Here is a 12,385-nt window from a genome sequence, read left to right as displayed (position 1 = left end):
CGGCAAAAGGAGGTACCCTTAAGTGGAGGAAAAAATACTAAGAAAATTATTTTTAGGTTTTATTCACATTCACATTTTACATCATGCGAAGGAACACCCGGTTTTTGGTGCCTGGATGGTAGAGGAATTACGGGAACATGGCTACACAATCAGCCCGGGTACCCTCTATCCCATCCTTCACTCCATGGAACGTGACGGCCTTCTAACCCGGGAAGACCGGCTCGTTGAAGGGAAAATCCGTAAGTATTATACAACATCTGCAAAGGGATTAACCACTTTAAAGGAAGCGCGAAAAAAGGCATATGAACTGTTTAAAGAAATTGGAGACTAGCATAAAGGAGTTAGATTAATTGACTATAATTAACGAAAAATCCAATGAACCCGGACTGCTAAACATCTTGCTTGTCTCTCTGCGGCTGGGATTCACTTCATTTGGTGGGCCCATTGCCCATTTAGGCTATTTCCATGAGGAATATGTACGACGCAGAAAGTGGCTCAATGAAAAAGATTACGCCGATTTGGTAGCATTGTGCCAATTTCTTCCTGGCCCAGCAAGTAGCCAAGTTGGCATCGGCATTGGCGTCATACGTGCAGGTATACCAGGAGGCATCGTGGCTTTTATCGGCTTTACCCTCCCTTCTGTCCTTGCATTGATACTCTTCGCTCTTGTTCTTCAGAATTCGGAGATTAAAAATGCCGGCTGGGTTCATGGCTTAAAATTAGTTGCTGTAGCAGTAGTTGCCCATGCTGTTGCTGGAATGGCCGCAAAACTGACACCTGATTTGTATAGAAAGACTATCTCATTGTTCTCTTTAACCGTCACTCTGCTTTGGCAGACAGCTTTTGCACAAGTCCTCCTTATTTTAATCAGTGCGCTAGCAGGTTACCTACTGTATAAACAATCAAGCTCCTGTGATCAACTGACACCGTTGTCCTTTCCTCTATCCCGCAGGTTCGGAGCCATTTGCCTTAGCCTTTTTTTAGGTTTGTTAATCGCTTTGCCCCTGTTGCGGGAAGCTCTCCCATGGAATTGGCTCGCTATGATGGACAGCTTTTATCGGGCCGGCTCGTTAGTATTTGGTGGAGGGCACGTTGTTCTGCCTTTACTTGAGAGAGAATTCGTTCCCGGCGGGTGGCTAAGCGAGGCCCAATTTCTAACCGGATATGGAGCAACCCAAGCAGTTCCCGGTCCACTGTTTACTTTTTCTGCCTATATTGGGACTGTGATCAGCGGCTGGAAAGGCGGTCTGCTCGCGACATTTGCTATTTTCCTGCCGGCCTTTCTGCTTATTTTGGGGTCTTTGCCTTTTTGGGATTCCCTGCGCCGCAACCAACACGTCCAGGGCGCTCTTATGGGAGTGAATGCTGCTGTTGTCGGTATTCTAACTGCCGCTCTTTATGATCCTATTTGGACAAGCGCTATTTTAAAACCTAGTGATTTTGCTTTGGCAGCTATTCTCTTTAGCATGCTAGCTTATTGGAAGCTGCCCCCATGGATTGTGGTGCTGGCTGGTTCTATTGGAGGCTTGATCTTACCCTTTGTTCATGTTTAACATACATTGACAAAAAGAGGAGATGTCGCGAATGGATATTCAATTTGCAAAAGATTACAAAGAAAATGAAGGATGGAGAAACAGCTTCTTTAAGCTTGCGCACTCCGTGTTCGGCCTTGAATTAAAAAGCTGGTATGAAAAAGGCTACTGGGGCCATCGTTATATTCCATTTTCCTATGCTTTAGGCAATCAAATTATTGCTAATGTGTCTGTTAATGTACTGGATACAATCATTGAAGGAAAGAAAAAAAGTGCCATTCAAATCGGCACTGTCATGACTCATCCTGATCACCGAAATAACGGTCTTTCAGCTAAATTGATGAACCGGGTTTTGCAAGAATACGAGGAACAATGTGACTTTATCTATTTGTTTGCAAATAAAACGGTATTGGATTATTATCCGAAATTTGGATTTATCCGAACAACTGATTACCAGTTTTCCATGGAATGGTTCCCAACGGGACAGAATCCCGTTTCTATGAAGCAACTCGATGGGACAAACTCTGAAGACTTGAACTTCATTTATCAATTTGCAGCAGAACGCGTGCCGGTCTCGCAAGTTTTTGGAACGGTACAAGCAGAAGACCTGTTCATGTTTCATTGCATGAACATCTTTCCGGAACATATTTATTACTTGCCGGAGAAAGACATGATAGCCATTTTTGAAAAGCAAGGACAGCAATTAAAAATTTATGACTTGATCAGCAAAAAAGCATTTAATATAGAAGAAATTATAAGCAAGCTAGCAGGTGAAAATACAACCGAGATTTCTTTTTATTTCACTCCTGATCTAGAAGACAGCAAACTGCGCAAACAGGCCTACACGACAAAAGATCAGCTGTTTGTTCGTACCAAAGATAGCTTTTCACTCCCAGCAGTTTTTCAGCATCCAATCACTTCCCAGGCATAGTATCTTCTTAATAATTTCTTATTAGCAGCAAAGAATCTTTTCCGAACAACAAAAAAGCCCAATTGCGGGCTTTTTTGTTGTTTAGATCTTCTTTTTCCGATTCTTAATCTTCATCAAGCTTTCATATACAATCGGTACAATGAGCAGAGTTAACAGCGTAGAGCTTGTTAATCCGCCGATAACAGTAACACCAAGTCCTTTAGAAATCAGTCCGCTTCCTTCGAGTCCAACCGCAAGCGGAGCGAGAGCACCAATTGTTGCAATGGCTGTCATGAGAATTGGACGCAGCCGTGTGCCGCCAGCCTCCAATAACGCTTCTCGTGTAGATAAGCCTTCCTGCTCTTTGTGAATCACACGGTCAATAAGTACAATCGCATTTGTTACGACGATGCCAATCAACATTAAGGCACCAATCATAGCTGAGACACTCAATGTTTCGCCAGCGATCAACAGACCGACAAGACCGCCAATAATTGTGAATGGCAAGGAGAATAGGATGGCGAATGGAGCAAGCCCTCCACCAAATGTGATAACAAGAATTAAATAGACAATCGCTATAGCGGCAAGCATGGCTAGACCGAGCTGCTTAAATGAATCAGCGATATCTTCTGTTACTCCGCCCATTGAAATCTCAACATTGGAAGGCAATTTAATTTTATCCACTTCTTTTTGGACATCAGCTGACACTTTAGCTACATCCTTGGAAGTGATCTCCCCGCTTACCTGTGCATAAATGCGGCCATTGCGACGGGTAATCGTATCAGAAGTGCTGCCTTCTTTTACTTTTGCGATTTCCTTGATCGGCACTTCCATGCCAAGTGGTGACTGAACAGTCTTCTTGGTTAAATCATTAATTGTTTTATAATCTTCTTTTTCTGATTCAACATATACATTGACTTCTTTTCCATTTTCTTTAATGGTAGTCAATACTTGATTCTGTCCTGCACCTGAGAGCTCCATGCCAATTTGTGCGGCCGTTAGACCAAGCTGACTCAGCTTTTCCTGATCCATAGCGAGCGTGTATTCATCATACGTATCAGATAAGCTTGTTTTGACATTTGTTAACGATTTATTCTCCTGAAGAACCTTCTCTAGCTTTGTAACAACTGGCTCAATATCTTTTGCTTCCTCACCATAGACAAGGAGAGTCATAGCATTGCTTGAGCCCATTCCCGAGAAGTCTTGGCTCGCCCATTCCCCTTTAGATGTCAATTCTTGAAGATCATCGATAACCGCTTCTTTTTCTTTATCAAACCCTTTTGTATCGGGATCATATTCAATGAAGAACATCGCTGAATTAGAATCTCCCGGGTTCATCGGATTTTCCCCACCAACAGAAAATTGGTACGTTTTCACCCCATCGCGATCTTGCAGCATACCTTCTGCCTTTCCGGCGATCTTTTCTACATCTGCAAGCGTCTGTCCAGGTTCTGGTTTATACGTTGCTATCACCATTTTTTCTTCCTCGGACGGAAGAAAGCTAACACCGATGACCGGTACTAGCGCCAGACTGCCGATTAACAGCAGGACCGCTACAGCTGATGTAATAATCTTATGATTTAGAGACCAGTTAAGCACCTTTTTATAAAAGGCAGCCAATCTTCCCGGCTTTTCTTCTTTATGATTGGCGCCACCTTCTAATTCCTTCTTGAACAAAGAATGGGCCATCATTGGCACGATCGTAATGGCAATCAATAAAGAAGCAAGCAAAGCAAAAACAATGGTTAAAGCAAATGGCAGGAACATTTCTCCGACTGGCCCTTTCACAAGACCGAGTGGCAAGAAAACAGCAATCGTAACAATCGTCGAAGAAGCAATAGGAATGAACATTTGCTTCGTAGCAGCCACAATGAGTTCCTTGCCGCGCAATTTTTCGTCTTTCAGAGACATGCGGCGGAAAATGTTCTCAATGACAACAATAGAATCATCAATAACCCGGCCGATCGCTACGGTCATGGCACCAAGTGTCATCATATTCAGCGTGATATCCATTTGCTTCAACAGCAAAATGGCAATCAGCAAGGATAAAGGAATCGAAACGACTGAGATCACTGTCGTACGGAAATTACGCAGGAACAGCAAAATAATAATAACAGCAAAGAAGGCTCCAAATATGGCTTTGCTTAACATCGTTTCTACGGATTGTTCGATTGGTTTTCCTTGGTCGAAAATCGGCGTCGCCTGTAAGCCATCTATTTCTTTCTCCAGGTCATCCAACTTATCTTTTACTGCATTTACTACATCCACTGTATTCGCATCAGCAGCCTTAACAATTTGCATACCGATGGATGTTTCACCATTTGTCTTAGATATTGAATCTGCTTTGCCATTTAACTTCACATCGGCAATGTCCTGAAGTTCCACTGTTGGGATTGCTGCTCCCGGTGCCGGGTTGGCTGCAGCTGCACCTTGTGGCTGTCCGCCGCCAGCTCCAGCTGGCATTGCTGGTATTTTCATTGCTTTTAAATCTTTCAGACTGGCAATTTCTCCATCCACTACAACGGATTTCTCCGCATCTTTAAACGTATAAAGACCGAGCGGCATAGTCACGCTAGAGCCTTTAATCAGGTTTTTAACAGTTTCCTCATCAAGTCCGTATTTCTTCATCTTTTCATTATCAAACTTGATGTCTACTTCATACACTTGACTACCTGAAACTTGAACAGCTGATACTCCCTCGATCCCCTCAATTTCTGGCAAAATTGTATCTTCCATTGTTTTTGTCAGCTCGGCCAATGACTGCTTACTGTTGGAAAGGCTTAGCGACATAATTGGAAATGCATTAATACTCAGACGGGATACATCGGGATCATCCACACCCTCAGGAAGTTCTATCTTACTCAGTTCTTCCTGTACTTCAGCTTGTGCTTTTTCCATATCTTTATCGAAATCATACTCGATCTGTATAGAAGAAGCATTTTGGAAAGATGATGAGCTTACATTTGTAACCCCATCCATATTTTGTACTCTCTTTTCGATAGGTTCTGATATTTTTTCAGCTACCTGTTCTGGCGTAGCGCCAGGATAGATGGTGGTAACAGAAACGAGCGGTGTGTTAATATCCGGTATCGTCTCTAGCTTCATGTTCATTCCGGCATATAACCCTGCAACTGCCACAATAATGGTCATTAGCCAGACAGCAAACTTATTTTTCAAGGAAAACTGAATGATTTTTTGCATGCTTTTTCTCCTTATTTTTTCTTATTGACTTCGGACTTTTCTTTACTATATAATTTGACTGTTTAAATGTAACTGACCAGTCAGTCACAAGTCAATTGCTTTTACTTTTTTTTATAAAAGTTGAAAAAAGTTTTACAAAACCGTGAAAATAAGCATAATAACTATAACTACTATTGAGTGTAGATAAAGTCTGCTTTTCATAAGAACAGCCTGAAATAACAGTGAAAGAGGGAGCCCGTTGAAGGAGAAAGAAAAATTAGTTATCGAGACTGCTATTAAGCTCTTCGCTGCAAAAGGATTCGCCGCAACGTCCATTCAGGAAATTGCTGATGAAGCCGGCATATCAAAAGGAGCTTTTTATTTATATTTTAAATCCAAGGATGATTTGCTCTATTCCACCCTTCAATATTACTTTAATATTATTGAAAAAAGGCTCTCTCTATATGAAGATCAAGCCTTGTCGCCGCGAGAAAAATTTGTATATCAATTAAAAGAATTAATCGGAGCATTAAGCGAGCATAAAGAATTTATCATTATGCAGGCTCGTGAACAGGCGATCCCTTTAAATGATACCGTGAAAGAACTGCTTTTCCGCATGCATATGGAATCTCAAATGTTTTATCGGGAGGGCTTGCTTTCTATTTATGGCGAAAAGCTCGAACCGTTTGTTTGGGACTTATCTACGATGCTGGACGGGATTTTCCACTCTTATATAAAGGTCATATTAGTGGATGCAGACAGCTTTAACTTTCAGGAAATTGCTGAGTACATTATGAGAAGAATGGATAGCTTGGCAGAGGGGCTTTCTACTGATCTTCCTCTCCTTTCCGAACAAACAGTCACTGATTTGCTGAATAAAACAAAAGCGATCTTTTTGCCAAGCAACGGTACCCTTCACACGATCTTGCAAGCAATGAAGAAAGAATTAGAGAACATGGATGATAAAAACGGCTTGGATGTGTCATTGGAAGTACTGGCAGCAGAAGCAGCTAAAGTGAACCCGCGAATTCCCGTGATCCAGGGAATGCTTTCAAACTTTCAAGGCATCAAGACATTTGATAAGTACCGTCAGGAAATCGCAGCATTATATAACTTCAAATTGTAAACATTCGAAAAGGAGCTGCCAGACAACCGGTTACTGACCGGCCTCTGAAGCAGCTCCTTTCTACTATCTTCTATTAATTTGAAAACCAGCCTACTGGCTCAACAGCCAGGTTAATATTAATTTGCTTAATTTCCTGGAAATCCTCAAGTCCGTACTTTCCGAGACTGCGGCCAATCCCGCTTTGCTTGTAGCCTCCCCAAGGCGCTTCTACATAGGTTGGGTGATAAGCGTTAATCCAAGTAATACCAGAGCGAACCTTTTTAATCACCCGTAATGCTTTTGCCCCGTCTTGTGAAAATACGCCGCCTGCAAGACCAAAATCAGAGTCATTGGCCAATTGAATCGCTTCGGCCTCATCTTTGAACTTTTGGATCACGACGACTGGCCCGAAAATTTCCTCTTGGACAACGCGCATATTCGAAGTGACATTTGTGAAAACAGTAGGTTCAATAAAGTAACCTTTATCAAGGCCATTTTCAGTCAGGCGCTTTCCGCCTAAAGCTAGCGTCGCTCCTTCCTGTTTGCCAATCTCAATATACTTCAAAATGCTTTCCATTTGCTCCTCCGAAACGATAGCTCCCATTTCTGATCCTTCTTCAAGACCAGGCCCTACTTTAATTCTTTTTGCCCGCTTGATAAATCTCTCAACAAATTGATCGTGAACGCTCTCTTCCACGAGAATGCGGCTTCCGGCAGAACAAACTTGGCCGGCTCCAAAGAAAATTCCAAACAACGCATAATCGACCGCTGTTTCAAAATCAGCATCAGCGAAAATAATGTTAGGAGATTTTCCGCCGAGCTCAAGCGAGATTTTCTTTAAGTTGCCTGAAGCAGCCTGCATGATGCGGCGGCCTACCTCTGTACTTCCTGTAAAAGAAACGACATCTACATCCTTGCTTTCAGCGATCGTCTGGCCAACAATAGATCCTTTGCCCATCACCATATTAGCGACGCCTTTAGGAATACCCACTTCTTCAAGGATTTCAAACAGCTTCATGGCTGTGCATGGTGTTACTTCTGCCGGCTTGAAAACGATCGTATTCCCTGCCGCAAGTGCCGGGGCAATTTTCCAAACACTCATTAATAATGGGAAATTCCATGGAACAATCAGACCAGCCACTCCCACCGGCTCACGTACAACCATTGCCTGCACTGGCTCCGGTACATGATAAGTTTCACCGTCCGGCGTTGTAATAAGACCAGCATAATAGCGGAAACATGTAGCCGCATCGGCAACATCGAACTCAGCCTCTCCCTTTGTTTTACCGTTATCTCTTACTTCCAGCTCAACAAGCTCATCATACATTTCTTCAATTTTATCCGCGATCTTGAAAAGAAACTTTGCTCGTTCCTGTGCACTCAAATCAGACCATACTCCGCTTTCGAATGCTTGTTTTGCTACTTGAATCGCTTCTTCTGTTTCTTCTTTCGTTGCCCGTGGAGCTCTGGCAATCAGCTCTCCATTTGCTGGGTTAAACACTTCATTCGTATCCGGGTTACTTGCTGTTCTCCATTCCCCGTTAATATAATTTTTCAATTCTAACACTTGTGTTGTCACAGTCATTTTATTTTCCTCCCATGATCACTTCTATAGATTTAGAACGAGCTTTCCTTCTTTCGCTCTTGAACAGCAAGTTAAGATTGTGTTTCTCTCTTTTCTTTCTTCCTCTTTATAAAACAGGTCGCGATGATCCACTTCCCCATTTACCACTTCTACTTCACAGCTTCCACATCCGCCAACTTTACAAGAATACGGGGCATCCACTCCTGCGCTCAAAAGGGCCTCTAAAAGAGATTGATCCGCCTCAATCTCCAGAAGCTTGTTGCTGTTGGAAAGTTCAACAACGAATGGATGATTTGGTCCATCGGCTGCTGCTGCAAACAATTCAAAGTGAACGGATTTTTCTGGATAACCGTATGACTTTGCTGCCTTCCTGTATTCTGTTACCATTGAAACCGGTCCGCAGAAATACACATGTGAACCAATTCGGTGATCTTTCATCGTTTCTGGAGACATTTTTGCAGGCTGCTCTCCCCTGGAAAAATAAAAGGTGCATTTTCCCGGATACTTTTCATTTAAGTAATCATAAAAAGCACAAAGCTCTTTTGTTCTGGCGGCATAATGCAATTCAAAGCTTTTTCCTTCCGCTTCAAGATCGGCCATCATCGTTAAAAATGGAGTAATGCCGATACCAGCAGCATAAAAAACGTGGTGCTTCGCCTGAAAGCTGAGCGGAAAATGATTTTTTGGAAAGCTTACTTCCAGACAGTCTCCTTCTTTCACACGATCATGCCAGTAGACAGATCCTCCTCTCGAATTGTCATCGCGGCGAATAGAAATGGAATAATGCGAGCGGTCTGTCGGATGACTGACGAGTGAATAATTTCTTTCAATTACATTCTCCCCTGCTTTTATAAAGGTGGTAACATGCGCACCGCCTGTAAATGCAGGCAATGGCTTTTGATCCTCCGGGTGCAGGTAGAAACGTTTAACGGTCTCTGTTACCTTCTCGATTTTCCCGACGTACATCTTGATATTTCCTGCTACTCTCATATGAATCACTCCTATCGTTGTATAAAGTTTTCATCTATCTTGATTAGTTCGGGATAAATGGATAACCAATATAGCCTTTACGTACTTTCGAAAAGAACGGTCCCACTTCCATGTGGGCATCACAATGAGAACATTGGACTTCTGGAGCTTCATCAATTTCACTCAAGCTATAACATTTCATACAGTAGACATATCGCCTTTTCGGTCCGTAAACGACTACCTGAATTTCTTCCTCCGTAAATCCCGCTTCTATCGCTGCCGTGAAGACCGCTTCTGCGTTGTCCCAATCAGTCGCAATATAAAGCTGTGTCCCCATCTTTTGATTAAGCAGCACTTCCTGAATCTCTTCTCTGTCTCTTTCTTCTGCCATTTCAAACGTTTCATAGTCTACTTCCTGCTCAATATAGTTCAAAAAATGTTTGAGCTCGTGATCGGCTTTCTGATCAAAAACGATGAGATACTTTCTTCTTTCAGGCTGTATAGAAAACTTTTCAACAATTGCTTCTGAACGATCAAAAAACACAGGACTGTTATACATACTTTTTCACCATCCTCCAGATAAACTTTCTTAATTTACTTTGATGCTTTCCACTAAGTTCTTTAAATACTCGACTGAAGGAGCCAGGAAAGGCGCCATTCCTTTGTATTCAGCCATCGGCTCTGGAATATCTTGCAGAACGCTGTACGTTAAATCGAGCCATTCTGGTCTTTTCGCAAGATCCTCTAATGGAAGAAACTGTGTATTTAATACAAACAAAATGGCATTGCTGCGCGGCATGCGGTAAAACTTCTGCTCTTCTACACGAAGATGGACAAGTTTTCCTGCATTTTCCGCGTTTACCTTTAATCTTTCTGGTCCCCAAATGTCCATCGTTTCATAGTTTACGTCCCAGCGGTCAGCCATCAAATTCCAGTTGATTCTTGTCCATGGCGTACCCGGTTCAATGCGAAGTAAAAATTCTCTTACTCTTGCTACAAGATCGACTCCCGTCCTTGAAACGAAAGGAACAGGGCCATGAATTTCATCAAACGACATTCCCTTGTTCCAATGAGGGGAAAATAAAGCGGCGTACGATTCTTGAGCAACTTCTAAATAAAAGTTGTCATCCCTATGCACCATTAACACGAAGTCTGTATGAAAATGACGGCCGATAAAGTCAAGAGGCTCATATGGGATGCTCGTTTCATCTCCAAAAATGAAGGTTTCGGTTTCTCCAAAAATTAGATTTTGGAATGTCCACTTATCGCCATCTTTTTCAACTTTGAAGTATTCCGGGTATCTAGTAACGGCCATATCGATCAGCATTTCAGCTACTTCCCATTGCATTTCTAACGTATGAGGGAAGGATTGAAAGCGCACTTCCGGCTGTTCTTCTAGCAGTTCCCGTTTCTTCAAGACTTGTATTTTGTACTCCGGCGTAATTTCAACACAATTTATATTCTCCAGCTTCTTTAAGTCATTGGAATAACGGTAGTTTCCACTTGTAAACGGAAAAGGAAATTGATCGAGATTAGTAGATTTAAACATAGGGAAGTCCTCCTTCAATATAAAAAGATAATTAATAAAAAATTTCTATCAGCTGCCTGTTTCTTGGAATAGTTCTTTTAACGCTCCATCTCCGAAAGGATTCCTCGGTTCTTCTTCCGATTTCTCTGATGTGAATAATCGGGTAAATAACTGTAAGTATTCTTCCCTTTTGCTGCCGCTTGTCTCTGCTAGTATTTCTTTCATTTTGATAACAGGCTGATGAGTCATCTGGCTGGCAATCATTTTTGCATACTTGTAGATGACTCGCTTTTCCCTCTCTGAAAGACTCGGCAGTTTATTTTCAATCTGACGGAAGGCTTCTTCCTGAATCTGCACCGACTTCTTCTTAAGCTCGCTGATCACTGGATTCACTTCCAGCAAATGAATCCAGGAATAGAAGCTAGCTACGTCCTTTGCAATCATGTCAGTGATCTTCCGGGCTACGTCTCTCCGCTGCTGAACATTGAATTGAACAATGCCATTTAAATGGTCAACATCAAACAAGTAAACATTTGCAATAGATGATACAGAAAGGTCAACGTTTCTCGGCACCCCAAGATCGACAATATGCAGTGGGCGTTTCTTTCTTGTTCGGATGATGTTAGCCATTTCTTCATACTCTATTAGAAAATGGTCTGTCTCTGCTGCGCAAACAAGAATATCTATCTCCTTTATGACAGCTAACCGCTGATCAAATTGGCAAGCAGTTCCGGAGAACTGTTCCGCCACTGCGATAGCCTTCTTGAACGTACGGTTTACGAGAAATAAATCCGTGCAGCCGGCTGCTATTAAGTGCTTAATGGCAAGCTGACCCATTGCTCCTGCTCCAAGAACGGCCACCTTCTTTTCTGCCAGGCTGCCGCATTGCTGCTGCAATAACTGAACGGCAGCATAGCCGACTGATACAGGCTGCTCACTAATGGCTGTTTCTGTATGAGCCTTTTTTGCCATTGTTATAGCCTGTTTAAACAAGCGGTTAAATACTGGCCCTGTTCCGCCTGTTTCCATGCTTTCAAAAAACGCTTGCTTTACTTGCCCCAGTATTTGTGTTTCACCAATGATCATAGAATCAAGGCCACAAACCACGCGAAATAAATGACGAACAGCTTCATGCTCCCGTTTAACATAAAGAGCTCCGGCTACAAGGTATGAATCTGCGCCTGCTTTTTCGCACAGACTTTTTTTAAGAATGTTTTCTCCTACCTGTAGAAATTCTTTTTCTGTTAAAGCATAGATTTCCACTCGATTGCATGTCGTCAGAATCACACATTCGTGGATACCAAAAATATTTTTCAATTTAAGAATAAGCTGCTTTCTTTCCTCCCGTTCAAAAGCAAGCGATTCCCTAATAGACAGCGGCGCATTGTCATGATTTAACCCTACGACCAAAATAGACACTTCATCCCTCCCTTTCTCATAAGAAGCCGTTGAAAACTTTAGCTACGAAGGCGAGAAATATTCACAAAACTATTCTCATTATTCAGAAAGCAAAAATCATGCCAACTTACAAAAAGAGTTTAATAGCTACTTCCACGCCTTGCTTTCCTTTTTCACA

At 42.3% G+C, this 12,385-nt stretch carries 10 protein-coding genes; 4 read left to right on the top strand and 6 right to left on the bottom strand.

Going from position 1 to position 12,385, the window contains the following annotated elements; translation table 11 throughout:
• Positions 1-22 precede the first annotated feature (22 nt).
• Genes CJ483_RS15155 through CJ483_RS15145 form a run of 3 tightly spaced genes read left to right on the top strand, consistent with a single transcriptional unit; the run spans position 23 to position 2,463 of the window.
• On the top strand, positions 23-331 hold the full coding sequence (locus tag CJ483_RS15155; RefSeq protein ID WP_120036001.1) for a PadR family transcriptional regulator: 309 nt from the start codon (positions 23-25) through the stop codon (positions 329-331).
• 28 nt (positions 332-359) lie between these two features.
• Positions 360-1,553, top strand: coding sequence for a chromate transporter (locus CJ483_RS15150; protein ID WP_481747746.1), 1,194 nt, complete (start codon positions 360-362; stop codon positions 1,551-1,553).
• A gap of 31 nt (positions 1,554-1,584) precedes the next feature.
• On the top strand, positions 1,585-2,463 hold the full coding sequence (locus CJ483_RS15145) for a GNAT family N-acetyltransferase (RefSeq protein ID WP_182917068.1): 879 nt from the start codon (positions 1,585-1,587) through the stop codon (positions 2,461-2,463).
• Positions 2,464-2,544: 81 nt separating this feature from the next.
• On the opposite strand, the gene CJ483_RS15140 is transcribed toward CJ483_RS15145, so the two are convergent.
• Positions 2,545-5,643 carry an efflux RND transporter permease subunit gene (locus tag CJ483_RS15140; protein ID WP_120035998.1) on the bottom strand — a complete coding sequence of 1,033 codons (3,099 nt, stop codon included), beginning with the start codon at positions 5,641-5,643 and terminating at the stop codon, positions 2,545-2,547.
• Between the two features lie 238 nt (positions 5,644-5,881).
• Between CJ483_RS15140 and CJ483_RS15135 the strand changes: the two genes are divergently transcribed.
• The gene (locus CJ483_RS15135) at positions 5,882-6,748 is read left to right on the top strand and encodes a TetR/AcrR family transcriptional regulator (RefSeq protein WP_120035997.1); all 867 of its coding nucleotides are present in this window, start codon (positions 5,882-5,884) and stop codon (positions 6,746-6,748) included.
• A 73-nt stretch (positions 6,749-6,821) separates the two neighbouring features.
• Here CJ483_RS15135 and CJ483_RS15130 read toward each other — a convergent pair whose 3' ends face one another.
• Genes CJ483_RS15130 through hemA form a run of 5 tightly spaced genes read right to left on the bottom strand, consistent with a single transcriptional unit; the run spans position 6,822 to position 12,228 of the window.
• On the bottom strand, positions 6,822-8,294 hold the full coding sequence (locus tag CJ483_RS15130) for an aldehyde dehydrogenase family protein (protein WP_120038070.1): 1,473 nt from the start codon (positions 8,292-8,294) through the stop codon (positions 6,822-6,824).
• 42 nt (positions 8,295-8,336) lie between these two features.
• Positions 8,337-9,302, bottom strand: coding sequence for a PDR/VanB family oxidoreductase (locus CJ483_RS15125; protein WP_259455673.1), 966 nt, complete (start codon positions 9,300-9,302; stop codon positions 8,337-8,339).
• A 43-nt stretch (positions 9,303-9,345) separates the two neighbouring features.
• Positions 9,346-9,840, bottom strand: a complete 495-nt coding sequence (locus CJ483_RS15120; protein ID WP_120035996.1) for a hypothetical protein — start codon at positions 9,838-9,840, stop codon at positions 9,346-9,348.
• Between the two features lie 30 nt (positions 9,841-9,870).
• The gene (locus CJ483_RS15115) at positions 9,871-10,830 is read right to left on the bottom strand and encodes a heme-dependent oxidative N-demethylase family protein (protein WP_120035995.1); all 960 of its coding nucleotides are present in this window, start codon (positions 10,828-10,830) and stop codon (positions 9,871-9,873) included.
• Positions 10,831-10,878: 48 nt separating this feature from the next.
• A complete protein-coding gene (gene hemA / locus CJ483_RS15110; RefSeq protein WP_120035994.1) occupies positions 10,879-12,228 on the bottom strand; it encodes a glutamyl-tRNA reductase in 1,350 nt (449 codons plus the stop codon).
• Positions 12,229-12,385: the final 157 nt, after the last annotated feature.

The organism is Bacillus sp. PK3_68 (genome assembly GCF_003600835.1).
GTDB lineage: Bacteria > Bacillota > Bacilli > Bacillales > Domibacillaceae > Pseudobacillus.
Note: the sequence above shows the minus strand (reverse complement) of the source record. Positions and strands in the feature narration are given on the sequence as shown.

What these genes read in the sequence shown, in the direction of transcription:
- CJ483_RS15145 (WP_182917068.1), top strand. Translation starts at nt 1,585, where the DNA reads ATGGATATTCAATTTGCAAAAGATTACAAAGAAAATGAAGGATGGAGA.
- CJ483_RS15140 (WP_120035998.1), bottom strand. Translation starts at nt 5,643, where the DNA reads ATGCAAAAAATCATTCAGTTTTCCTTGAAAAATAAGTTTGCTGTCTGG.
- CJ483_RS15125 (WP_259455673.1), bottom strand. Translation starts at nt 9,302, where the DNA reads ATGAGAGTAGCAGGAAATATCAAGATGTACGTCGGGAAAATCGAGAAG.
- CJ483_RS15120 (WP_120035996.1), bottom strand. Translation starts at nt 9,840, where the DNA reads ATGTATAACAGTCCTGTGTTTTTTGATCGTTCAGAAGCAATTGTTGAA.
- CJ483_RS15115 (WP_120035995.1), bottom strand. Translation starts at nt 10,830, where the DNA reads ATGTTTAAATCTACTAATCTCGATCAATTTCCTTTTCCGTTTACAAGT.